The organism is Agrobacterium sp. ST15.13.015 (genome assembly GCF_027871645.1).
In the GTDB taxonomy this organism is placed as follows: Bacteria; Pseudomonadota; Alphaproteobacteria; order Rhizobiales; family Rhizobiaceae; genus Agrobacterium; species Agrobacterium leguminum.
Genome location: NZ_JAQAHF010000027.1, coordinates 1 through 23120, shown reverse-complemented (window position 1 = coordinate 23120; position 23120 = coordinate 1). Strand labels below are relative to the sequence as shown.

General features: G+C 60.7%; 18 protein-coding genes and 1 pseudogene. 7 read left to right on the top strand and 12 right to left on the bottom strand.

Going from position 1 to position 23120, the window contains the following annotated elements; genetic code table 11:
* Nucleotides 1-39 precede the first annotated feature (39 nt).
* On the top strand, nucleotides 40-771 hold the full coding sequence (locus tag PIB16_RS25430; RefSeq protein WP_065656346.1) for an SDR family oxidoreductase: 732 nt from the start codon (nucleotides 40-42) through the stop codon (nucleotides 769-771).
* Nucleotides 772-830: 59 nt separating this feature from the next.
* On the opposite strand, the gene PIB16_RS25425 is transcribed toward PIB16_RS25430, so the two are convergent.
* From PIB16_RS25425 to PIB16_RS25405, 5 genes are all read right to left on the bottom strand, one after another.
* Nucleotides 831-1004 carry a DUF1328 domain-containing protein gene (locus PIB16_RS25425; RefSeq protein ID WP_003499086.1) on the bottom strand — a complete coding sequence of 58 codons (174 nt, stop codon included), beginning with the start codon at nucleotides 1002-1004 and terminating at the stop codon, nucleotides 831-833.
* A gap of 209 nt (nucleotides 1005-1213) precedes the next feature.
* The gene (locus tag PIB16_RS25420; RefSeq protein ID WP_271046595.1) at nucleotides 1214-2068 is read right to left on the bottom strand and encodes a metal ABC transporter permease; all 855 of its coding nucleotides are present in this window, start codon (nucleotides 2066-2068) and stop codon (nucleotides 1214-1216) included.
* Nucleotides 2065-2925: a metal ABC transporter permease gene (locus tag PIB16_RS25415; RefSeq protein WP_271046594.1), complete on the bottom strand. Its 861-nt coding sequence runs from the start codon at nucleotides 2923-2925 to the stop codon at nucleotides 2065-2067. The genes PIB16_RS25420 and PIB16_RS25415 overlap by 4 nt, the downstream gene beginning before the upstream one ends.
* Nucleotides 2906-3814 (bottom strand): manganese/iron ABC transporter ATP-binding protein, encoded by a 909-nt coding sequence (locus PIB16_RS25410; protein WP_271046593.1) that lies wholly within the window; start codon nucleotides 3812-3814, stop codon nucleotides 2906-2908. Before PIB16_RS25410 ends, PIB16_RS25415 begins: the two co-directional genes overlap by 20 nt.
* Nucleotides 3811-4701, bottom strand: a complete 891-nt coding sequence (locus PIB16_RS25405) for a metal ABC transporter substrate-binding protein (RefSeq protein ID WP_271046592.1) — start codon at nucleotides 4699-4701, stop codon at nucleotides 3811-3813. Before PIB16_RS25405 ends, PIB16_RS25410 begins: the two co-directional genes overlap by 4 nt.
* Nucleotides 4702-5015: 314 nt before the next feature.
* Here PIB16_RS25405 and PIB16_RS25400 point away from each other — a divergent pair, with 314 nt between their 5' ends.
* A complete protein-coding gene (locus tag PIB16_RS25400) occupies nucleotides 5016-5918 on the top strand; it encodes a hypothetical protein (protein WP_161987898.1) in 903 nt (300 codons plus the stop codon).
* A 52-nt stretch (nucleotides 5919-5970) separates the two neighbouring features.
* On the opposite strand, the gene PIB16_RS25395 is transcribed toward PIB16_RS25400, so the two are convergent.
* The 7 genes and pseudogenes from PIB16_RS25395 to PIB16_RS25365 form a co-directional block, all read right to left on the bottom strand.
* A complete protein-coding gene (locus tag PIB16_RS25395; protein WP_271046591.1) occupies nucleotides 5971-7710 on the bottom strand; it encodes a patatin-like phospholipase family protein in 1740 nt (579 codons plus the stop codon).
* A gap of 305 nt (nucleotides 7711-8015) precedes the next feature.
* A complete protein-coding gene (gene lysS / locus PIB16_RS25390; protein WP_059759522.1) occupies nucleotides 8016-9515 on the bottom strand; it encodes a lysine--tRNA ligase in 1500 nt (499 codons plus the stop codon).
* Nucleotides 9516-9764: 249 nt separating this feature from the next.
* The gene (gltX, locus tag PIB16_RS25385; protein ID WP_104680272.1) at nucleotides 9765-11222 is read right to left on the bottom strand and encodes a glutamate--tRNA ligase; all 1458 of its coding nucleotides are present in this window, start codon (nucleotides 11220-11222) and stop codon (nucleotides 9765-9767) included.
* Nucleotides 11223-11433: 211 nt separating this feature from the next.
* Entirely contained in the window at nucleotides 11434-13206 is a 1773-nt protein-coding gene (locus PIB16_RS25380) for an SLC13 family permease (protein ID WP_065656353.1), read from the bottom strand.
* Between the two features lie 155 nt (nucleotides 13207-13361).
* Nucleotides 13362-13636, bottom strand: a pseudogene (locus tag PIB16_RS25375) (GIY-YIG nuclease family protein).
* A gap of 179 nt (nucleotides 13637-13815) precedes the next feature.
* A complete protein-coding gene (locus PIB16_RS25370; protein WP_080857901.1) occupies nucleotides 13816-14577 on the bottom strand; it encodes a TerC family protein in 762 nt (253 codons plus the stop codon).
* Nucleotides 14578-14740: 163 nt separating this feature from the next.
* Nucleotides 14741-15427, bottom strand: coding sequence for a TetR/AcrR family transcriptional regulator (locus tag PIB16_RS25365; protein ID WP_065656355.1), 687 nt, complete (start codon nucleotides 15425-15427; stop codon nucleotides 14741-14743).
* 160 nt (nucleotides 15428-15587) lie between these two features.
* Here PIB16_RS25365 and PIB16_RS25360 point away from each other — a divergent pair, with 160 nt between their 5' ends.
* The 5 genes from PIB16_RS25360 to xylA all read left to right on the top strand — a co-directional run bounded on the left by PIB16_RS25360 (nucleotide 15588) and on the right by xylA (nucleotide 22892).
* Entirely contained in the window at nucleotides 15588-16802 is a 1215-nt protein-coding gene (locus PIB16_RS25360) for an HlyD family secretion protein (RefSeq protein ID WP_220319263.1), read from the top strand.
* A gap of 34 nt (nucleotides 16803-16836) precedes the next feature.
* Nucleotides 16837-18420 carry a DHA2 family efflux MFS transporter permease subunit gene (locus tag PIB16_RS25355; RefSeq protein ID WP_003520997.1) on the top strand — a complete coding sequence of 528 codons (1584 nt, stop codon included), beginning with the start codon at nucleotides 16837-16839 and terminating at the stop codon, nucleotides 18418-18420.
* A 342-nt stretch (nucleotides 18421-18762) separates the two neighbouring features.
* Nucleotides 18763-19785 (top strand): LacI family DNA-binding transcriptional regulator, encoded by a 1023-nt coding sequence (locus PIB16_RS25350; RefSeq protein ID WP_271046590.1) that lies wholly within the window; start codon nucleotides 18763-18765, stop codon nucleotides 19783-19785.
* A 109-nt stretch (nucleotides 19786-19894) separates the two neighbouring features.
* Nucleotides 19895-21349: a xylulokinase gene (gene xylB, locus PIB16_RS25345; RefSeq protein ID WP_271046599.1), complete on the top strand. Its 1455-nt coding sequence runs from the start codon at nucleotides 19895-19897 to the stop codon at nucleotides 21347-21349.
* 232 nt (nucleotides 21350-21581) lie between these two features.
* Nucleotides 21582-22892, top strand: a complete 1311-nt coding sequence (gene xylA / locus PIB16_RS25340; protein ID WP_065656360.1) for a xylose isomerase — start codon at nucleotides 21582-21584, stop codon at nucleotides 22890-22892.
* The last annotated feature ends 228 nt before the right edge of the window (nucleotides 22893-23120 follow it).

Sequence of the window (23120 nt, the reverse complement as noted above, 5' to 3'; positions counted from 1 at the left end):
GTGCCTGAAGGGCGGGCGGGCCTTAGCGGGAGGCTATTCATGGTGCAGGATTTTAACGGCCGGACAGTGGTGATCACCGCCGCCGGTCAGGGTATCGGCCGGGCGGCAGCAGAGCGGTTCGTCTCGCTCGGCGCGCGCGTGATCGCCACCGATATCAACGAACAGGCGCTTTCGACGCTTAAAGGTGCGGAAACCCGGGTTCTGAACGTGCTGGATGGCGATGGCGTCAAGGATTTCGCCGCCGATATCGGCCATGCGGATGTGCTGTTCAACTGCGCCGGTTTCGTTCATTCCGGCACCATTCTCGATTGCGAAGAGAAGGACTGGGATTTCTCCTTCGATCTCAACGCCAAGGCCATGTATCGCACCTGCCGCGCCTTCCTGCCCGGCATGCTGGAAAAGGGCAAGGGCGCAATCGTCAACATGTCTTCCGTCGCTTCCAGTGTGAAGGGCGTGCCGAACCGTTTCGCCTATACTGCCTCCAAGGCGGCCGTGGTGGGTCTGACCAAGGCGATTGCTGCCGATTTCGTTACCAAAGGCATTCGCTGCAACGCCATCTGCCCCGGCACGGTCGATAGCCCGTCCCTGCATGACCGCCTGCGCGCCACCGGCAATTACGAACAGGCGCTGGCCGATTTCATCGCCCGCCAGCCGATGGGCCGTATCGCCACGCCGGAAGAAATCGCGGCGCTGGTTACCTATCTCGCGTCGGACGAGGCAGGCTTCACCACCGGCCAGATTCACGTCATTGACGGCGGCTGGACTGGCTGAATCTTTTTTTACGGAGAGAGGAGAGGCGACCGGCGTGAAAACCGGTCGCCTTTTTTCGTTCAGACGACGGCGCTTCCGGCCATCAGTGCAAGCACGAGGAAGACCAGGAAGATCACCACGGCGATGAAGAACAGGATTCGGGCCACGCCCGCCGCGGCTGCCGAAATGCCGGTAAAGCCGAATACGCCCGCGATCAAAGAGATAACAAAGAAAATAAGAGCCCACTTCAGCATGGCGCTTCCCCTTTTGCATAATTTACCGAGCCCGCCGCCCCGCGACAGGCTCGGTAAAATGACGCGCAAAAGGCAAAAATGTTCCATACGCCCGCAAAAATCGTTATTTTAGAGTGTTTTCGCTTTTCTTCGAATAGCGAAAACACTCTAACTCTTGTTTTGGCGCATTTCCGGACGGAAAACCGGGGTCCACTTTTCCTGGAAATGCTCTAGAAGCCTGTTTCCCCTGCCGCATCGATCCTCCTCGCCTTCAAGGTGGTGCGGATGAAGGTGGCAACGAAAGCAAGGCTCATGAACATGACGATGGTGGGGGCCGGCGCGCTGTCGATGAGGAAGCTCAGCCATATGCCTGCCAGCGATGAGGTTATCGCCACAGCAATGGCCACCAGCAGCATGGCGGAAAAACGCCGGGTCAGCAGGAAGGCGATTGCGCCCGGCGCGACCAGCATGGCGACCGAGAGGATGATACCCACCGCCTTCAGCGCCCCGACGACGGTGAGCGACAGGACCATCAGCAGACCGTAATGCAGCACCCGCACTGGCAGGCCGATGGCTTTCGCATGCTGCGCATCGAAGGCGTTGACCAGCAGGTCCTTTCGCAGAATGCCGAGAAACAGCGTGGCGAAAAGCGCGATCAGGCCCGTCTCCAGCATGTCCGAGGGCGCAATGCCCAGCATGTCGCCGAAGAGGATGTGGTCGAGATGCACATCGCTCTGCACCTTCACATAAAGCACCAGCCCCAGCCCGAACATGCCGGAAAAGACGATGCCGAGCACCGTGTCTTCCTTGATGCGGCTGTTTTCCTTGATGAAACCGGTGCCGAGCGCGCAGATCATGCCTGCGATGAAGGCGCCGATGGAAAGCGGGATGTTGACGATATAGGCCAGCACTACACCGGGCAGCACGGCGTGGGAAACCGCATCCCCCATCAGCGACCAGCCCTTCAGCACCAGAAAACAGGAGAGCATCGCCATAGGCACCGCGATCATCAGGGTGATGATGAAGGCATATTGCATGAAGGGCAGCTGAAACGGCAGGATGGCGAGTTCGAGATAGTCGCTCATGGCGTCTCCTCCAGCGCCCTGCGGGCCTTGGCGCGGGAAGCGAGAAGCCCGTGCTTGGGCGCAAAGACGAAGGCAGCAAGGAATATCGCCGTCTGCAGCACGACGATGACGCCGCCGGTCGCGCCATCGAGGAAATAGCTGAGATAAGCGCCAACGAAGCTGGTGGCCGCGCCGATGATGAGGCTCATCAGGATCAGCCGTGCGAAACGGTCGGTCAGCAGATAGGCGGTGGCGCCCGGCGTCACCACCATGGCGACGACGAGGAAGGCCCCAACGGTCTGGAGGGCGGCAACCGTGGAAGCGGCCAGCAGGGTGAAGAAGATCACCTTCAGCACTTCCGGCTTCAGCCCCACGGTGCGGGCGTGGTTCTCATCGAAGAACACCACCATGAAGTCACGCCATTTCAGCGCCAGCACGATGAGGCTGATGCCGCCGATCAGCGCGAGCTGGATGGTGTCTTCGGCGGTGATCGCCAGAATATTGCCGAGCACAATGGTCTGGATATTCACCGAGGTGGGCGATAGCGACACCATGAACAGGCCGAGCCCGAAAAACGAGGTGAAGATCAACCCGATGATCGCGTCTTCCTTCAGCCGTGTCTTCTGGTTCAGGAACAGCATGGAACCGGCCGCAAGCCCGCCGGAAAGGAACGCGCCGAGCGAAAAGGGCAGGCCCAGCATATAGGCGCCCGCCACGCCCGGAACGATGGCATGGGACAGCGCGTCGCCGATCAGCGACCAGCCCTTCAGCATCAGATAGGCAGAGAGAAAGCCGCAGACGCCGCCCACCAGTGCGCTGACCCAGATGGCGTTCAGCATATAACCGTAAGTGAAGGGCTCAAGAAGGCTGTTTATCATCGACTTTTTCTTTCGGAGCCTCAGGGTCGCGCGGGTTCTGGCCGTTCTTGCCGTAGATCACGAAAGGCCGCTCGTCATCGGTAATGACCTTCACCCGGCGCGGATCGGCGTCGTTATGCAGGTCTGCCCCGCCCAGCACGAAGTGGCGCAGGCTGCCGCCGAAGGCTTTTTGCAGGTTCTCCTCGTTGAAGGTATCCACCGTCTTGCCAGATGCCAGCACCGTGCCCTTGACGAAGACGGCGCGGTCACAGAATTCCGGCACGCTGCCGAGATTATGGGTGGAGACCAGCATGACGCGGCCCTCGTCGCGCAGCGCCTTCAAAAGTGCGACGATCTGCTCTTCCGTCGTTACGTCGACACCGGTGAAAGGCTCGTCCAGCAGGATCACCTGACCCTCCTGCGCCAGCGCGCGGGCCAGAAACACCCGCTTCTTCTGCCCGCCGGAGAGTTCGCCGATCTGGCGCTTGCGATAGTCCAGCATATTGACGCGTTTCAGCGCCTCTTCGACCATTTGATGGTCGCGTTTCGAGGGGATGCGCAGGAAATTCATGTGACCGTAACGGCCCATCATCACCACATCCTCCACCAGCACGGGAAAGCTCCAGTCCACCTCCTCGGCCTGCGGCACATAAGCAACGAGGTTTTTCCTGAGCGCTTCCTTCACCGGCAGGTCGAAAATAGAGACGGAACCGGCGGCCAGCGGCACGAAACCCATGATGGCCTTGAAAATCGTGGACTTGCCGGCGCCATTGACGCCGACAAGTGCAGTGATCGTTCCGCGGGGGATGGAAAAGCTGGCATTTCTTAATGCGGTGTGGCCGTTTCGATAGGTCACTGTCGCATTTTGAACCGTCAGGCCGCCGCCTGATTTTTTACTGCCCATTCTCATGAAGACAGCCCCTTGGCAATGGTGTCGCTGGTCACGCGCAAAAGGTCCAGATAGGTCGGAACCGGGCCGTCCGCCTCGCTCAGCGAGTCCACATAGAGGATGCCGCCATAGGCCGCGCCGGTTTCCTTGGCCACCTGCTCTGCGGGATCGGCGGAAACCGTGCTTTCGCTGAAGATGACGTGGATATTGTGCTCGCGCATGGCGTCGATCACGCCGCGCACCTGCTGCGGTGTGCCCTGGCTGTCGGCATTGACCGGCCACAGGAACAGTTCCTTCAGGCCGAAATCGCGGGCGAGATAAGAAAACGCGCCTTCGCTCGTTACCAACCAGCGCTTGTTTTCCGGCAGAACGGAAAGCGTGTCGCGGATTGGCTGCACGGTGGCTCTGATCTTGTCCGAATAGGCCTTGGCATTGGCGGCATAGACATCGGCATGGGCAGGGTCGATTTCGGTCAGGCCCTTGCGGATATTTTCCACGTAGATCAAGGCGTTATCGGGCGACATCCAGGCGTGCGGATTGGGTTTTCCCTGATAGGCGCCACCGCTGATCGCCATGGGTTCCACGCCGTCGCTCACCGTCACGCTCGGCACGCCGGAAAGATTGGCCAGGAACTTTTCGAACCACAATTCAAGATTGAGGCCGTTACGCAAGACCAGATCGGCCTTGCGGGCTTTGAGAATATCGCGCGGCGTTGGCTGGTAGTTGTGAATTTCAGCGCCCGGCTTGGTAATGCTTTCCACCTCGGCCGCATCGCCCGCCACATTGCGCGCCATGTCGGCGATGATGGTGAAGGTCGTCACGACGGTCGGTTTTTCCTGAGCAAGGGCAGCGCCGGGCAGAAAAAGCGAAAAAGCGAAAATCGCGTGGCGGATTTTATGGAAGTTCACGGGGCTCACCAGATTTTGCTGCGATTAATTCGCAATACCATCTGTTATAAAATCACGCTTGTCAACGCTATTGCAAATCATTCGCAAATTAGTGCATTTCGCAAATGTCCGAAAATGGTGCGTTTTTGCCGGTGTTGCACCGGCGGGATTAAACTTTTTTCAATGAGAAAGCGGCACTATCGCAAGGCTCGGACAGCGTGGTCCGGAGCTTGTCCCGCGTGTGTTCCTCATCCTTCGAGCCACGTTTTGGGGTGAGGGCGTAAGACGGGGTACTTGATGTCAGGATGTTGCGGGTGAAAGCTGTATTCGGACGAATGCGGTTTTCGCGCAAGCTCGTTATGATTGGAGGCGGGATCCTGCTTTTGGCGGGTGCGACCGGCTCTGCTGCCGTGTTTATCGGCAGCGAGCGGCTGCTCGGCCCATCCTATGCCTCCACTAACGGGCTTTCCTGCGACGCGGTCCAGACGGTCAATATCCGCAAGAACGGTTCCCTTTGGGTCCGCAAATTCATTCGTACCCAGGGCGGTGACGGCACAGAGCGGCTGAAGACTGCGCTTCGTGTCGCAAGGGCGGTTTACGACAAGCAGAAACCCGATCTGGTTCAGGTCTCCGTGCTCGACAAGAACGGTCCGCAGCTGCGCTCGGAAATGCGTGGCCGTGCCATTGCCGCACAGGTGGTTTTCATTCCCGATCCGGCAAAAATCCCTGAAGGCGCGGATGCCCATCGTTATTCGGCCTTTTATTATGATGGCGCCGCCAATGCCAGCGGCCAGTTTTACGGTTTGCGTATCGATCTGCCGCTGGAAGATGCCGAGGCGCTGGCGGCAGGCCTCAGCGATTCGGCCGATTGTGCGACCCCGGCTCTGGATGCCGGTTCCGAAGGCCATGAAGGAAAACCCGCGAAAACTGCGACGGGACACGGCGAAACCAAAGATGACGGCGCGGGCGGCCATGGCGGCGCGCCGGCGGAAGCCAACGAAGGCGGGGCTGCCCATGGTGAAACCCCGTCTCCCGAAGCGCATGGCGAACCGGCTGCCGACGAACTTCTGACCTCGACGCCGGAAGCCGATGGCGGCAGCATCTTCAGCCTGTCCTATCTGAAATCGCTGATCTTCGGCAAAGGCTCGACGACTGCACAGGCGGCGGAAGAAAAGCCGGCTGCCGAAAATGCGCCGGCGGAAGAACCCGGTGCGGAGAAAAAGGCCGCGAGCCACTAAGCGGGCGAAGGCGGTTTTTCCCCGAACCCTTCCGTGGCTCGCATCTGACGTGTCAGATATCCGGCCCGATCCGAAGTCGGCCAGCCGGATTTGGAAATTTCTTCCGTTTGTTGACGATTGCCGGAGAGAAACTCTGCGACAGGGCGGCAAAGGCGGCAATGCGGGCGATCAGCTTTTCCCTATCGCCCTTTGTCACGGCTTCGTAGCTCTCGATCTCGTCGATATAGCCCGTCAGCCAGTCCTGATATTTGCCTTCGTTCCACAGCCGCTCAGTCGCAAACACCGTGTCTTCCAGCCGATCATAGGCAACGAGCGTCCGTCGCCAGCGATGCTCGTCGAAATCCAGCGCGCCATTGGCGAAGAGCGACCCGACCTCGAGGCCGTAGCTCATCAGCTTCGCAGAGCGTTCCGGCGGCATGGTGAGGTTCAGCCCGCCTTCCTCCTCGTTGAGGAAAACGCGGGCGATGCGTTCTCTTTGGCCCGGCATGGTGGCGAGCGACTGATCCTGCCAGTCCTTCGCCGAGCTGAGGATGCTGCCGAGAAAGCCGCTCATTTTTTCCATCTTGTGAACGGGCACGCCGATCCCTTCGCCGGCCGCCTGCGGGATCGTGACGCGCTTACCGCTGCTGGCGATGGATTTCGGCAATTCATCGAGGCTAAGCGCGAAAGTGGGACGCGACGGAAGCAGGGCATCGAAAAGATGAATGGGGAAGTTGCTGCTGATGCCGCCATCGGAGAACCAGATTTTCGCCTTCATGACGGGCCGCGCTTTGCCGCCGAGACGCTGCACGATATCCAGCGTGCCGCGATCGTTGGTATAGGCCGGAATGGCCTTGAACAGCACCGGGAAGCTCAGGCTCATGCGCGTTGCGATGATGACCGGCAACTGGGCGGGCTCCGGAAAAGCCTTGAGTTCGGGAAAGGGGCCGCCCGGTGTTGCGACCTGCTTCAGCCAGTTCATCACGGCCGCGGGAAAGAGCTGGCTCCATTCCGTCGGGTCGTAAGCCACCATGAGACTGGTGGTCGGAAGCGTGTGCGGCCGCCGCATCGACAGGTTCGTCGTCACCATCTTCAGGTTGATGACCGGCTTCTCCGGCTCCGCGCCGATGAGATCGCCGAAGGTCAGCGGTGGCGCGGTTGCTGCGTCGCTGCCGAAAGCGATGTCCTGGATCGATGCATGAAGCCATTCCGTCAGGCCCGGAACCTCGGCATCGGAAACCGTCAGTCCCGAGCAGAAACCGAAGCCGTCTCTTGGCAACCGGTAGAAAACCAACCACAGGATCTGGCCGAGGATGCCGGCCAGCATTCCCACCAATCCCCCGAGAACCGACCCGGCCCAACCGCCGCCCAGAACCCACAAGGCGCCGGCGCCGATGACAATGCCAACTATGGCTGCCAGCGGAAAAGCAAGGAGCAAGCCCAGGACCTTGCCCGGCCAGCCGCCGGCCTGCGCCCACAGCAGGTAACGCATCAGCGGGCGAAAACGGCGCTGGGGCTGGAAAAGCCTGTCCAGAATGGTGGGTATCGTGTCGCAATGAGCCTGCAGGCGGGTGAAGCCATTCGGATCGTTTCTGACCGTGCGGGAATATTCCGCCGCCGCCGCAAAGGCGGCGGCAATCGCCCCCGCCGATGTGCCGCCTATCGAGTGGAAGCGATACCGGCGCGCTAGTTCCAGAACCGCATAGGGATAAACGACGCCGGAGGTGATGCCGCCTTTCATCACCACGTCGCATTCCTTTTCAGGTGCGGCAAACATATCGGGCTGGTATTTGGGAAGCTCATTCTCGGGCATGCGTATTTCCCCCCGGCGGCTCCTGATCGAAAGCCGTCAAACACAATGCGAATGATGGAGAATGGGTATCACAAGTTGAGGTGCGGTCGCCAGTATATTCTACTAAAAGTTAAATAAACTTGCGCGATCCGTTCGCTGAAAGCCGGATGATTACTTGCGGGCGACTATCTCTGGAGAGGAAAACCGGCAGACAGACGGGCGAAACCTCGCCACACTCTCCGACGTCAAGAAAATACGCCCCTCCCCACCAGCGAGAAAATCGGGGCGCGGAAGGCGGCCGTGAGGCCGCCCTGGGTTTCGTCCGATCAGTCCGCCTTGTTGCGGCGGGCCGGGAAGAGGATCACGTCGCGGATCGACGGGGCGTTGGTGAGCAGCATGATCAGGCGGTCGACGCCGATGCCGAGGCCGCCGGCGGGCGGCATGCCCTGGTCGATGGCGTCGAGGAACTCGTCGTCCAGCTGCTTGTCCTTTTCGCCGCGGGCGTGCGCCTGTTCCAGCTGCTCCACCATGCGGCGGCGCTGTTCTTCCGGATCGTTGAGTTCGGAGAAGGCGTTGCCCACTTCCCAGGCGTTGCAATAGCTTTCGAAACGCTCGACGAGGCGCGGTTCGCCCGGCACTTCCTTGGCGAAGGGCGAGATGTCTTTCGGGAAGTGCGTGACGTGGCTCGGCTGGATCAGTGTGCCTTCGACCTTCTCTTCGAAGATGAAGGCAAGGCATTCGCCCCAGGTCCAATCCTTCTCGACGGCGAAGCCGGCAGCCTTGGCGGCGGCGCGGGCTTCTTCGTCGGTCTTGATGGCGAGGAAGTCGATACCGGTTGCTTCCTTCACCGCATCAGGCATCGGCACGCGCTTGAACGGGCCCTTGAAGGAAATCGTCTGGCCCTGGAATTCCACTTCGGTCGTGCCGTGAAGGGCAATCGCCAGCGTCTCGAACAGCCGCTCCACGAGACCCATGATGTCTTCGTAGTCGGCATAGGCCCAGTAGCACTCCATCATGGTGAATTCAGGATTGTGCCTTGTGGAGACGCCTTCGTTGCGGAAGTTGCGGTTGATTTCGAACACCTTGTCGGTGAGGCCCGAAACCAGCGTGCGCTTCAGGAACAGTTCCGGCGCGATGCGCAGATACATGTCCATCTTCAGCGTATTGTGGAAGGTCTTGAACGGATCGGCCGTCGCGCCGCCATAGATGGTCTGCAGCATCGGTGTTTCCACTTCGAGGAAGCCTTCGGCCTCCATGAAACGGCGAATGCCGGAGAGGATCTTCGAGCGCTGCAGGAAGCGCAGCTTGGATTCCTCGTTGGAGAGAATGTCGAGGTGGCGCTTGCGGTAACGCAGCTCGATGTCGGAGACGCCGTGCCACTTTTCCGGCATCGGCAGCAGCGACTTCGTCAGCATGGTGATTTCTTCGGCGTTGATCGTCAGCTCGCCGCGCTTGGTGCGGCGCACCTTGCCGGTCACGCCGATGATGTCGCCGATATCGATCATCGGCAAAAGGTTGCGCGCCGCTTCCGGCGTCGTATCCTTGTGGGAGAAGATCTGCACCTTGCCCGAGGCGTCATGGATGTCCATGAACATGCCGGAATTGCGCGAGGAATAAACGCGACCCGCCACCGTCACCGTATCGCCGGTTTCGACGTCGGCTTCGATATCGGCATATTTTTCCGCCAGCTCCGCATTGGTCAGCGTGCGGTGGAAATGCGCCGGATAGACATCGCCGATCTGCTCGCGCAGCAGCGCAAGCTTCTGGCGGCGCACTTCGGTGGCGTCGGAGGAGAGGGCGGTGGTTTCGGTCGTCTTGTCGTTCATCGTATTCGCCTTCAGCGGCTTTGTTCGTTGCGGTTACCCTGTGCGCTCCGGGCTTACCCCCCTCTGTCCTGCCGGACATCTCCCCCTCAAGGGGGGAGATCAGATGCCGCGCCCGCCCGTTCCATGGGCAAGGTGTCAGCCGCTTGTCGATCTCCCCCCTTGAGGGGGAGATGCCCGGCAGGGCAGAGGGGGGTACCCCGAGCAGAGGGGTATATTCAGAATGCTGCCGTCACCGCCAGCACATAACTATCAGCTTCCGCTGCCCACCATCGTGGCCACAACGGTAATCGCAGCCTTCAGGCGCTGGCGCACGACGGAGCGGCCGAGCAGCGCCATCGAGTCAAACAGCGGCAGCGAGCGCGAGGAACCGGACATGGCCACAAACAGCGGCGGCGTCACGACGCGCAGTTTCTTGCCGGTGCGTTCGGCGACATCGCGCAGCTCGGCCTCTATCGCTTCCACGTTCCAGTCAGGCATCTTTTCGAGGTCTGCTGCAACCGTGGTGAGGATTTCGTGGATTTCCTCCGGCTTGCTCTTCAGACCGGCAAAGGAAGCGGGTGTGAGGCCAGCATCGCTTGCGAGCAGGAAGCCGGCAAGGTTCGGCAGCTCGCCGAGTTTGGAAACGCGGCTCTGCGCAAGCTTCAGGCCCTCAGTCAGGCGGGAATTCTCCATCGCCCATTCCAGTGTGCGGGCAATGAACTCTTCCGGCGAAAGCTTTTCGCGCAGCCAGCGGCCGTTCAGCCAGTCCAGCTTCTGAATGTCGAAGATGGCGCCGGCCTTGGAAAGCGCTTCCGGGTCGAACTTCGCCGCCAGCTCGTCCATGGTCAGAAGTTCTTCGCCTTCGGCGATCTGGATGAAGAACAGGCCAAGGAAGTTCATCAGCGCTTCCGGCAGGTAACCGAGCGCGGAATAATAGGAGATCGAGGTCGGGTTCTTGCGCTTGGAAAGCTTCGACTTGTCGGCGTTGCGCATCAGCGAAAGATGCATGAACGTGGGCTGGTCCCAGCCGAAATAACGGTAAAGCAGAATGTGCTTGGGCACGGAGGCCAGCCACTCTTCGCCGCGCGCCACATGGGTGATCTTCATTAGATGGTCGTCGATGACGTTGGCCATGTGATAGGTCGGCATGCCGTCGGCCTTGATCAGCACCTGCATATCGACCGAATCCCACGGGATCGATACATCGCCATAAACGCCGTCATGGAAATCGCACGAGCCTTCGGCCGGGATTTTCATGCGCACGACGTTGGCTTCACCGGCGGCAACGCGCGCGGTCACTTCCTCGGCCTTCAGGTTGAGGCAATGGCCATCATATTTCGGCGGCTTGCCGGCGGCGCGCTGGGCCTCGCGCATTTCTTCCAGCCGCTCGGGCGTGCAGAAACAGCGGAAGGCATGGCCTTTTTCCAGCAGCTCTTCGGCATAGGGCCAATACATGGCCTTGCGCTCGGACTGGCGGTAGGGACCGTAAGGGCCGCCGACATCCGGGCCTTCCGACCAGGTCAGCCCGGTCCAGCGCAGCGCTTCCAGCACCTTCTGCTCATATTCGAGGGTCGAGCGGGTGGCGTCGGTATCCTCGATGCGCAGGATGAACTCACCGCCATGTTTCTTGGCGAAGAGATAGTTGAACAGCGCGATATAGGCGGTGCCGACATGCGGCTCGCCGGTGGGGGAAGGTGCGATGCGGACGCGAACGCCGGAAGTGGTCATGAAATTCACTCGTCGTGACGTGGCAGTGACATCGGGGCGGTTCACCCGTCTGTCACGATGTTTTCGTTTGGATGCGGCAGGAAATCATGTTGGAAGACGCAATGAAAGCGCCTTTTGCACATTCCCGTTCGGCTTCGGCTTAGGCCATATTCTACCGCAGGCGTCAAGGAAATACGAAGCCCGCGCTGGTTCAGCGTCCCAGCTGAGAGCCCTAGTTCACTGGCCAGACGTAAAGCAGCATGGGAATGCTGGCGATGACGATCATGATCGACAGCGGCAGGCCAAGGCGCGGATAGTCGCTGAAGCGATAACCGCCGGGGCCCATGACCAGCGTATTGCACTGGTGGCCGATGGGTGTGAGGAAATCGCAGCCGGCGCCGATAGCCACCGCCATCAGAAAGGCCTCCGGCCGGAAACCGAGTGTGGTGGCGAAACCGGCGGCGATGGGGGCCATGACCAGCACGGTGGCGGCATTGTTGAGAAAGGGCGTCACTGCCATGGCGGTGAGCAGGATCATGCCAAGCGCCGCAAAGGGCGGCAATCCCTGCGCGGCATGACCGAGCCAGGCGGCGATCAGTTCGCTCGCCCCGCTGGTGCGGAGCGAGTCGCTGACGGGAATAAGGGCGGCGAGCATGACGAGGATCGGCCCGTCGATGGATTTATAGACCTCGGTGAGCGGGATGGCGCCGACCACGATCATCATGAAGGCAGCGGCGAAAAAGGCGACGGAGACCGGCACCAGCCCGCTGCCGGCGGCGATCATGGCGGCGGCGAGCACGATGACGGGCAGAAGCGCGCGGCGCTGCACGCCCAGCAGGATTTCCCGCTGCGCCAGCGGCAAGAGCGAAAATTCCTGCAATACCTGCGGCAGGTTCTTGCGGCTGCCCTGCAAAAGAATGACGTCGCCCGCCTGCAATGTCAGCTCGGAGAGCCGCTGGCTGACGCGTTGGCCGCGCCGGCTGACGGCGATCAGATTGACGCCACGCGTATAGGACAGCGCGAGTTCACGCGCCGAAATGCCGTTCAGAACCGATTCATTGCTGATCACCGCTTCCATGGAAATGAGATCTGCGGTTTTTTGGCCGTTTTCCATCAGCGGCTTGCCGGAAAGCAGAAGCTTCGCCTGCGAGACGATGCGGTCCAGCCCCTCCGGGCTGCCTTCGAGGAGAATCGTGTCACCCGCCTTCAGCGTCACGTCGGGGAAGGGGGAGATGCGCCGCGGCCCGCGCAGGATGGTGCTGGCGATCACATCGCCGTCGGCCTGTTTCAGCAATTCGCGCAGCGGCTTCTCCGCATGGGTGCTGTCGGCGGGCAGGGTGGCTTCAGCGGTATAGGCGGACTGGTCGAGAATATCCTCCACCGACGCCTGCTGGCGGTTGCGCACCGGCAGCAGCCGGTAACCGAAGGTCAGGAAGATGATGCCGATGACGGTAAGCCCCGCGCCGACGGGTGTGAAGTCGAACATCGAAAAACTCTGCCCGGTCATTTCCTCGCGCAGCCGCGACACGACGATGTTGGGCGAGGTGCCGATCTGCGTCATCAGCCCGCCCAGCAGGGCGGCAAACGCCATGGGCATCAGATAATAGGAGACCGGGCTGCCGGATTTGCGGGCGAACTGGAAGGCGACCGGCATCATGATGGCGAGCGCGCCGATATTCTTGATAAAGGCCGACATGACGGCGACGACGATCATCAGGAAGGCGAGCTGCAGGCTCTTGGAGTGCATTTCGGGGAAATATTTCTTGATCGTCATATCGACGATGCCCGACCTCGCCACGGCCGAGCTGACCACCAGCGCGCTGCCGACGATGATGACGATATCGTCCGAAAAACCGGAAAAAGCTTTTTCGAAAGGCACGACGCCGAGCGCGACGGCCACAAGCAGCGCACTGCAGGCGACGACATCGTAACGCAGCCTGTCCCAGATGAACGCGACCATCATGCCGGCGATGACGGTGAAGGCGAGAATCTGGTCTGTCGTCATGCTGGCTTATGCTTTCGAAGGAGAGTCGGCGGGAATGACTCTATCGATGAGGATATCGAAGAACGCAAGCCGGGGTGAAGCGGTTCCGGGCTGGATGTCATTCCTATCTCTTCGTCATACCGGCCGTGAGCCGGCATGACGGAGCGGAGGCATCGTCAGAGAAGAAAATGGGCAATGTCGTCCCAGGCTGGATTGAGATCTTCAATCAACTTGATCTTCCATGCCCGCGGCCAGTTTTTTATCGTCTTTTCTCTCGCAATTGCGTCCGTGACGAGAACCACACAAGCGTCTTAACGCCATAACGCGTTGTGAATCCGGGGGTCAGGTTGTTCTGATATTCATATAAACGGTGAGAAAGGTCGCTTGTTACGCCAGTATAGAGCGTCCCGTTTCTTTTGGATGCAAGAATATAAACGTAACCTTGGCGCATGAGAAAAGCATGCGCAAAGGTCATTAGTTTTGGCAAGAGGCGAAATTATTTCCGTCATACCGGACTTGATCCGGTATCCAGCCGCCGCGCGTCTGCGCGGCGAGAAGAGTCCTTTCAGCCCAATGACTTGGGCTGGCTGGATTCCGGCTCAAGGCCGGAATGACGGTGGCGAGATGCCGTTAGTGCGTATCGCCTGCCGCCTCCGCCTTTTTGCGCTGCCTCGCATTGCGGGCCAGCATGTTGAGCAGTTCCACCAGCGCCGAGAACGCCATGGCGGCATAGACGTAGCCCTTCGGAACATGGAAGCCCATGCCTTCGGCGATCAGCGTCGTGCCGATCATCATCAGGAAGGCGAGCGCCAGCATGACGATGGTGGGGTTGCGCTCGATGAAGTTGGCAAGCGGCGTTGCGGCGAGCAGCATGACGGTGACGGCAACGACGACGGCGACGATCATGATCGGCAGATGCGGCGTCATGCCGACGGCGGTGATGATGCTGTCTACAGAGAAAACAAGGTCGAGCAACAGGATCTGGCCGATGGCGGCGCCGAAATTCATCGCGGCCGGGCCACCCACCATGTCTTCCTTGTGATCTTCCGGGTCGACATTGTGGTGAATTTCCTTGGTCGCCTTCCATACCAGGAAGAGACCACCCGCTATGAGGATCATGTCTTTCCACGAGAAGGGGTGGCCGAAGGCTTCGAAAACCGGCGTGGTGAGCTGCACGATCCATGCGACGGTGCCGAGCAGGCCGAGGCGCATGACGAGCGCAAGGCCTATACCGATCTTGCGGGCTTTTTCGCGCTGTTCGGGCGGCAGCTTGTTGGTGAGGATGGAGATGAAGATCAGGTTGTCGATGCCGAGCACGACCTCCATGACGATCAGTGTGACGAGCGCCACCCAGGCGGCGGGGTCAGATAGAAGAGGGAGAATGGACTCCATCAGGTAGGTTTTCCTTTCAGCAACAAGGCCAGCCGAAACATTCGGTGGGTGGAATTTATAGCGCAATACGCGAGAAACAAGGAGTTGATGGCTCCGGGGCGCAAGATTTCATCGAAACTTCGCGCAGGCCGCGTATTGGCGTTCACGCCGTTGCTGAATGATCTCAGGCCTTGTCTGTTCCGTAAGCCGCCATGAATACGTTGATGGCGCTGCTGATAACCCGGTCCAGTTCCTCGTCGGGAACCGGGCCTTCCAGTTCGCCGAACAGCCGCAGCTTGAAGAAGGTGCCGGTGGAAAGCTCGATATATTGCCGGGCGGCCAACTCAGGGTCATCCACTTTCAGATGGCCGATCTCGACCTGATGTTCGATGAAGTCCAGGAGCACGGTGCGCACATTGTTCGGAGCCGACAGGAAAAAGCGCTGTGCCAGTTTCGGCATGCGATCGATGACGCCGAGCACCGAACGCATGGCAGGGATCATGTCCGAACAGATCATCTTGTTGGCAAAGGCCTTGCCGAACTGTTCCAGCCCCTCGCGCACCTCCTCGGTGCCCTCGAGAATATGGCGCATGGAGGTGGCGAATTCGTTGCGGTGATGGTCGACGAGCGCAACGAACAGATCCTCCTTGTTGGAGAAATAGACGTAGATCGTGCCTTTGGAAACGCCCGCTTCGCGCGTGATGTCGTTCATGCTGGCCGCGTCGAAACCCTTGCGCTTGAACACACGCCAGGCGCCCGCCAGAATCTGCTCGCGTTTGGCCGGGTCTTCACCCGCCGCAAAACGCCCGGCGGCATTGCCCGGACAGCCCGTTTCCGTTTCCGTCTCCATATCCCTGTCTTCACCTGCCATCGCTACCGTCTCTTAGCATCGCAATGGCGTAAAAAAAATTAACCGAACGTCGAACCAATCGGTTCGATAACACTTGATATGTGTCAGGAAAGAGATTATGTCAATCGAACCGAACGGTTCAGTTCGAAAAACTTTCTTCAATTTATCACGGTAAGCTCCCATGTCGGCCCAGAAGAATAATGCGGTTCGCGCCGTCAACGATGCGGAAGAGGCGGATATCTCCGCCAAGGCCGAGACCTCTCCGGCAAAGCCGGCCGAGGCCGCGCCGCCGCAGCAGCCCCAGACCATTGCGGCGCCGAAGCAGAAGAAGCGTTCGAAGCTTCTGCCGGTCATCGCGGTTGCCCTTCTCGCCGGCGCCGGCTGGTACGGTTACAACTGGTGGGTCGACGGCCGCTTCATGGTGTCGACGGACGACGCCTATATAGAAGGGGATATCGCCGTCATCGCACCGAAGGTTTCGGGCTATGTCGCCAAGGTGAACGTGGTCGAGAACCAGGAAGTCAAGGCGGGCGATCCGCTGGTGACGCTGGACGACGGCGATTATCGCATCGCGCTCGATCAGGCCGAAGCCCAGATTCGCACCGAGCAACTGTCACTGAAGCGCATCGATGCGCAGATCGTCGGCGGCGAAGCTTCGCTGGAGCAGGCCGTCGCCCAGAAGGGTGCGCTGGATGCCGCCCTTCGCGGTGCCGAAATCACCCAGAAGCGCGCCAGCGAGCTGCAGGCGAAGGATGTCGGCACGGTTGCCGCTTCCGACAATGCGCAGGTCGCGCTCGATCAGGCCAAGGCGAATGTCGTGGCCGGCGATGCCGCCATCTCGTCGGCCAAGGCCAATGTGGAACTCCTGCGCGCCCAGCGCGAGGAAGCCGAAAGCACGATCCGTTCGCTGCAGCTTTCCCGCGACAAGGCCGCCCGCGATCTTTCCTTCACTGTTCTGAAGGCGCCTTATGACGGCGTCATCGGAAATCTGGCGGTTCAGAACGGCGATCTGGTTTCGGTCGGCAAGCGTCTGGCTTCGCTGGTGCCGATGAACGAGCTTTATATCGACGCCAATTTCAAGGAGACGCAGCTTGCGCGCGTCGTGCCCGGTTCGAAGGTGCGCGTGCATGTCGACGCCTTTGACGACGCGACGATCGAGGGCACGGTGCAGTCGATTTCGCCCGGCTCGGGCTCGGTCTTCTCCATGCTGCCGCCGGAAAATGCGACCGGCAACTTCACCAAGGTCATCCAGCGCGTGCCGGTTCGTATCGTCTTCTCAAAGGAAGACCTTGCAAAGCACAATCTGCGCGCGGGCCTCAGCGTCGTTGTCGATGTCGATACCCGCACGGCGCCGGAAGGCACCAGAACGGCGCAAGTTAACCCGGAAGCCAAGTAAGGCGCATCGCTGATGCGCCGTTGAGGTCAAGATCATGGCGGCTACGGTTGTCGGTACGGGCGGGGCGTCCATCCCCGCCGATCCCCCGATGGACAGGCGCAGGCTCATCGCGTTTTTCGCGATGGTCTTCGGCATGTTCATGTCCATCCTCGACATTCAGATTGTCTCCGCGTCGCTCGCGGAGATCCAGGCGGGTCTCGGCGCGGGTTCCGATGAGATCGCCTGGGTGCAGACCTCCTATCTGATCGCCGAAGTCATCATGATCCCGCTGTCGGGCACGCTGGCGCGCATTCTCTCCACGCGCGTTCTGTTTGCCACCTGCGCGGCCGGCTTCACCATATCGAGCGCGCTCTGCGCCACAGCCACCAATATCGACCAGATGATCGTCTACCGCGCGATCCAGGGCTTTATCGGCGGCGGCATGATCCCCTCCGTCTTTGCCGCCGCCTTCACGATCTTCCCGCCCTCGAAGCGTTCGGTCGTCTCGCCGATCATCGGTCTCGTCGCCACGCTTGCGCCAACCATCGGCCCAACGGTCGGCGGTTATCTCTCCAATGCCTTTTCCTGGCACTGGCTGTTCCTCGTCAACATCATTCCCGGCATCATCGTCACCATCCTCACCTGGAGCCTGATCGATTTCGACAAGCCGGAAAAGTCGCTGTGGAAGAAGTTCGACTGGTGGGGGCTGATCTCCATGGCCGTCTTCCTCGGCTCGCTGGAATATGTGCTTGAAGAGGGCAACAACAAGGACTGGTTCAACGACGAGCACATCGTCATGGGAACGGTCGCCATGGTCATCGGCGCGGTCGTGTTCTTCTGGCGCGCCTTCAAGGTGGAATTCCCTGTCGTCGATATCCGCGCCTTCGCCGACCGCAACTTCTCCATCGGCTCGCTTTTCTCCTTCGTCATGGGCATCGGGCTATACGGGCTGACCTATCTCTACCCGCTCTATCTCGGCCGGGTGCGTGGTTACGATGCGCTGATGATCGGCGAGACCATGTTCGTCTCCGGTCTTGCCATGTTCTTCACCGCGCCGATTGCCGGCAAGGTCTCCACCAAGCTCGATCCGCGGGCGATGATGGCCATCGGCTTCATCAGCTTCGGCTGCGGCACATGGATCATGACGCATGTGACGACCGACTGGGATTTCTACGAGCTGCTGATCCCGCAGATCCTGCGCGGTTTCGGCCTGATGATGTGCATGGTGCCGATCAACAACATCGCGCTCGGCACCCTGCCGCCGGCCCGCATCCGCAATGCGTCCGGCCTGTTCAACCTTACCCGTAACCTCGGCGGCGCGGTCGGTCTTGCCATCATCAACACCATGCTGTCGCAGCGCACGGACGACCATTATGTGCGGCTGGCCGAACATGTGAGCTATTCCAACCCGCAGGCGCTGGAATGGCTGAACAGTGTCGGCGCCAACTACGATTCCTACGGGCTGGATGGCGCGTCCGTCGCCGTCAAGAAACTGGTTGGCATGGTCTCGCAGCAGGCATGGATATTGGCCTTCGCGGATGTGTTCTTCGCGCTGACACTGTTGTTCTCGAGCCTGATCTTCATGACCGTGCTGATCCAGAAACCCAAGGCAGCGCCGCCGCCAGACGCGGCGCACTAACAAGAATCCCCTCCCATCCACCGCAGAGCTGGGGCCGTCGGAAATGACGGCCCCTTTTTTTGTTTTGAATATGGAGCGAGCGGGGGCGGCATATTTCTTCTCCCCGCCGGGGAGAAGTCCGCGGCAGCGGGATGAGGGGGCGAGGGTAGAGATATTCGGAGAGCTTGCCCCCTCATCCGACCCTTCGGGCCACCTTCTCCCCCTCGGGGAGAAGAAACGCGCGGCACCGTTTCGCGAAGAGCCACCAACCCGACACCGGCTTTTCGCGAAATATGAGGTACGTACATCATTTTTCAGTTTACCTCGACTGCAAAGCTGGATATGCAAGGGGAGGGAGGAGCCATGAAGCCGACAGTTCACGACATCGCCGAGCGGGCGGGCGTCAGTCTCGCCACCATCGACCGGGTGCTGAACATGCGCCCCGGCGTGCATGCGGCAACGCGGGCACGGGTGGAGGCGGCCATTGCCGAGCTTGGTTATGTGCGCGATATCGCGGCCGCCAATCTGGCCAAGGGCCGCAATTATTCGCTGGTCTTCATCCTGCCGGGCAATGACAATTCCTTCATGGCGACGTTGCGCGCCGAAGTGCGGGCCGCAGCGGCACGGGCGCATCTGGAGCGCACCGCGATCCGCGTCATCGAGGTGCCGCCCTTCAATGCCTCCGCGCTGACGGAGGCTCTGGAAGTCGCGCGGCGGGAAAAGCCCTCGGGCGTCGCCTTCGTCGCCACAGATTCCGAAGATGTGGCGGAAGCCGCCGACCGGTTGGCCGAAGACGGCATCGCCACGGTGACGCTGGTGTCCGATCTTTCCGGTTCGCGGCGGGATCATTATGCCGGCGTGGACAACGTTGCGGCCGGGCGTACGGCGGCGAGCCTGATGGGACGTTTTCTCTCCGGGCGCGGCGGCGATGTCGCGGTTGTCGCCGGCTCCATGCTGGTGCGCGACCATCGCGAACGTCTGGAAGGATTTCGCGCCGTCATCGAATCCGAGTTCCCGCAATTGCGGCTACTGCCGGTGCTGGAGGGCAGGGACGATCCGCTCACCGTCGAGACGCTGGTGCGCAAGGCGCTCGGCAATGCCGAGCTGTCAGGCATCTACAGCCTCGGCGCGGGCAATCGCGGCCTCATCCGGGCGCTTGGCGCGGCAGAGGGCGAAAGAGCGCTTTCGGTCATCGCCCATGAACTGACGGAAAACACCGCCAATGCGCTGCGGGAAGGGCTGCTGGACGCCGTGCTCAACCAGGATGCCGGCCATGAGGTGCGCAGCGCCATCCGCGTCTTGAAGGCGCGCGCCGATGGCCAGCCCGTCATCGCCGCGCAGGAACGTATCCGTATCGACATATTCCTCAGGGACAATCTTCCCTGATGAGAGCATTTCCAGGAAAAGTGGCCGCCGGTTTTCCGTCCGGAAATGCGTCTACTTTTTTAATAAAAAAGCTGAAAGCGGCGCATGGCGCGCCGGAATGGAGAAATACATGTATCTCGGTCTCGATCTTGGCACATCCGGCGTCAAAGCCCTGCTGATGGACGGCGATCAGAAAATCATCGGCTCGGCCAACGGCTCGCTGGACGTTTCGCGCCCGCATCACGGCTGGTCGGAACAGGACCCGGCCGACTGGATTGCCGCGACCAAAACCGCCGTTGCCAGCCTGAAGCAGAAGTTTCCGAAGGAGCTTGCCGCCGTCAAGGGCATCGGCCTTTCCGGCCAGATGCATGGCGCAACGCTAGTTGATGCCGATGGCAAGGTGCTGCGCCCCTGCATCCTGTGGAACGACACGCGCTCTTATGCCGAGGCCGCCGCGCTGGATGCCGATCCGCGTTTCCGCAGGATCACCGGCAATATCGTTTTCCCCGGCTTCACCGCGCCGAAACTTGCCTGGGTGGCGAAGAACGAACCTGAAATCTTCGCGAAAGTGGCCAAGGTCCTGCTGCCGAAGGATTATCTGCGTCTGTGGCTGACGGGAGACTATATCTCCGAAATGTCGGATTCCGCCGGCACCTCCTGGCTCGATACCGGCGCGCGCAAATGGTCTTCCGAGCTTCTTGCCGCCACCGGGCTGGATGAAAAGCACATGCCCTCGCTGGTGGAAGGCACGGATGAGGCGGGCGTGCTGCGCGCCGAACTTGGCTCCGAATGGGGCATTTCCGGCCGCACCATCGTTGCCGGCGGCGCGGGAGACAATGCCGCTTCCGCCTGCGGCATGGGCACGGTGAAGGAAGGCCACGCCTTCGTCTCGCTCGGCACATCCGGCGTTCTTTTTGCCGCCAATGCATCTTACCTGCCGAAGCCGGAAAGCGCCGTGCACGCCTTTTGCCATGCGCTGCCCAATACCTGGCACCAGATGGGCGTGATCCTCTCCGCCACCGATGCGCTGAACTGGTATTCGCGCCTCACCGGCCAATCCGCCGCCGATCTGACCGGCGAGCTGGGCGAAACGCTGCTTGCACCAACCGGTGTCACCTTCGCGCCCTATCTCTCTGGCGAGCGCACACCGCACAACGACGCCGCCATTCGCGGTTCCTTCATCGGCCTTTCGCATGAAAGCGACCGCAAGGCGCTGACCCAGGCGGTGCTGGAAGGCGTGACTTTCGCGATCCGTGACAATCTCGAAGCGCTGAAGTCGGCCGGCACGTCCATCTCCCGCGTCACCGCCATCGGCGGCGGCTCGCGCTCGGCCTATTGGCTGGCCTCCATCGCCACCTCGCTCGGCGTGCCCGTCGATATTCCGGCCGAGGGCGATTTCGGCGCCGCTTTCGGTGCGGCCCGCCTCGGCCTCATCGCCGCGACCGGGGCCGATCCGGTGGCGGTTTGCGCGCAGCCGGAAACGGCGCGGACCATCGAGCCGGTGGCGGCGCTGGCCGGCGCCTATGAGGAGGCTTACCGGCGCTATCATGCGCTTTATCCGGCTATTCGGGCGCTTTCGCATTGAGACACGGTGTGTGCGGCTTCACCCCCCTCTGCCCTGCCGGGCATCTCCCCCTCAAGGGGGGAGATCGACAAGCGGCTACATCTCGTCCTCATGCGAGGTCGAGTATGGAGCGATAGATAGCGTCCTGCTGATCTCCCCCCTTGAGGGGGAGATGTCCGGCAGGACAGAGGGGGGTGAGCCACGCCCTCCAACCTATACCGAACACCATCTAAACCCACCAAGGAGGATCACCATGAGCACAGGTTTCTTCGGCGATATTGCCAAGATCAAATATGAAGGCCCCGACAGCACCAACCCGCTGGCCTTCCGTCATTACAACCCCGATGAGATCGTCGCCGGCAAGCGCATGGAAGATCACCTGCGTTTTGCGGTGGCCTATTGGCACACCTTCACCTGGCCGGGCGGCGACCCCTTCGGTGGCCAGACGTTCCTGCGCCCATGGTTCGAAGATACGATGCAGGCGGCGAAACTGAAGGCGGATGTGGCTTTCGAATTCTTCTCGCTGCTCGGTTCGCCGTTCTACTGCTTCCACGACGCCGATGTGCGCCCGGAAGGCCGGAACTTTGCGGAGAATACCAAGAACCTCAATGAGATCGTTGATTATTTTGCCCAAAAGCAGGCCGATACCGGCGTGAAGCTTCTGTGGGGCACGGCGAACCTCTTCTCCAACCGCCGCTTCATGTCGGGTGCTGCCACCAATCCGGACCCGGATGTTTTCGCTTTCTCCGCCGCGACCGTGAAGACCTGCATGGACGCCACCAAGAAGCTCGGCGGTGCGAACTATGTTCTGTGGGGCGGCCGTGAAGGTTACGAGACCCTGCTCAATACCGATCTGTCGCGTGAACTCGACCAGCTCGGACGCTTCCTCAATCTGGTGGTGGAGTATAAATACAAGATCGGCTTCGAAGGCACGATCCTGATCGAGCCGAAGCCGCAGGAGCCGACCAAGCACCAGTATGACTACGACGTCGCCACCGTTTACGCCTTCCTGCAGAAGAACGGTCTGGAAAAGGAAGTGAAGGTCAATATCGAGCAGGGCCACGCCATTCTCGCCGGCCACTCCTTCGAACACGAACTGGCCATGGCCAATGCCTTCGGCATTTTCGGCTCCATCGACATGAACCGTAACGACTACCAGTCGGGCTGGGATACCGACCAGTTCCCCAACAACGTGCCGGAAATGGCGCTCGCTTATTACCATGTTCTGGCCGGTGGCGGTTTCAAGAACGGCGGCACCAACTTCGATTCCAAGCTGCGCCGTCAGTCGCTCGATCCGCAGGACCTGCTGATCGGCCATATCGGCGGCATGGATTGCTGCGCCCGCGGCCTGAAGGCGGCGGCGAAGATGATCGAGGACGGCGCGCTGTCGAAGCCGCTTGCGGAGCGTTACGCCAAATGGGATTCGGCTGAAGCCCAGAAGATGCTGCGCGGCGAGCTGAAGCTGGAAGAGATCGCCGCCCTGGTGGAGCGTGAGGATATCAATCCCGAGCCGAAGTCCGGTCGTCAGGAATATCTCGAAAACGTGGTCAATCGTTACGTTTGACGCGCTGGAGGGGGCGGCGGCAGCGTCGCCCCCTCATCGCCTCGCTTCGCTCCGGCACTTCTCCCCGGCGGGGAGAAGAACAAGCTCCACACTCCTTGCCACGCTGAGGGCACGGCATATTTCTTCTCCCCGCCGGAGCCCGTTGCAAAATCCCACGATTGTGATTCACTCCTGTCGCGATGACGGAGAGGTTGCGATGTCGGTTCGGGACAACAGGCAGTTCAGTTT

Bases quoted from the DNA above. Each gene is read 5' to 3' on its own strand.
- PIB16_RS25430 (WP_065656346.1), top strand. From the start codon at position 40: ATGGTGCAGGATTTTAACGGCCGGACAGTGGTGATCACCGCCGCCGGT.
- PIB16_RS25425 (WP_003499086.1), bottom strand. From the start codon at position 1,004: ATGCTGAAGTGGGCTCTTATTTTCTTTGTTATCTCTTTGATCGCGGGC.
- PIB16_RS25420 (WP_271046595.1), bottom strand. From the start codon at position 2,068: ATGAGCGACTATCTCGAACTCGCCATCCTGCCGTTTCAGCTGCCCTTC.
- PIB16_RS25415 (WP_271046594.1), bottom strand. From the start codon at position 2,925: ATGATAAACAGCCTTCTTGAGCCCTTCACTTACGGTTATATGCTGAAC.
- PIB16_RS25410 (WP_271046593.1), bottom strand. From the start codon at position 3,814: ATGAGAATGGGCAGTAAAAAATCAGGCGGCGGCCTGACGGTTCAAAAT.
- PIB16_RS25400 (WP_161987898.1), top strand. From the start codon at position 5,016: ATGCGGTTTTCGCGCAAGCTCGTTATGATTGGAGGCGGGATCCTGCTT.
- PIB16_RS25395 (WP_271046591.1), bottom strand. From the start codon at position 7,710: ATGCCCGAGAATGAGCTTCCCAAATACCAGCCCGATATGTTTGCCGCA.
- lysS (WP_059759522.1), bottom strand. From the start codon at position 9,515: ATGAACGACAAGACGACCGAAACCACCGCCCTCTCCTCCGACGCCACC.
- gltX (WP_104680272.1), bottom strand. From the start codon at position 11,222: ATGACCACTTCCGGCGTTCGCGTCCGCATCGCACCTTCCCCCACCGGC.
- PIB16_RS25380 (WP_065656353.1), bottom strand. From the start codon at position 13,206: ATGACGACAGACCAGATTCTCGCCTTCACCGTCATCGCCGGCATGATG.
- PIB16_RS25370 (WP_080857901.1), bottom strand. From the start codon at position 14,577: ATGGAGTCCATTCTCCCTCTTCTATCTGACCCCGCCGCCTGGGTGGCG.
- PIB16_RS25365 (WP_065656355.1), bottom strand. From the start codon at position 15,427: ATGGCAGGTGAAGACAGGGATATGGAGACGGAAACGGAAACGGGCTGT.
- PIB16_RS25360 (WP_220319263.1), top strand. From the start codon at position 15,588: ATGTCGGCCCAGAAGAATAATGCGGTTCGCGCCGTCAACGATGCGGAA.
- PIB16_RS25355 (WP_003520997.1), top strand. From the start codon at position 16,837: ATGGCGGCTACGGTTGTCGGTACGGGCGGGGCGTCCATCCCCGCCGAT.
- PIB16_RS25350 (WP_271046590.1), top strand. From the start codon at position 18,763: ATGAAGCCGACAGTTCACGACATCGCCGAGCGGGCGGGCGTCAGTCTC.
- xylB (WP_271046599.1), top strand. From the start codon at position 19,895: ATGTATCTCGGTCTCGATCTTGGCACATCCGGCGTCAAAGCCCTGCTG.
- xylA (WP_065656360.1), top strand. From the start codon at position 21,582: ATGAGCACAGGTTTCTTCGGCGATATTGCCAAGATCAAATATGAAGGC.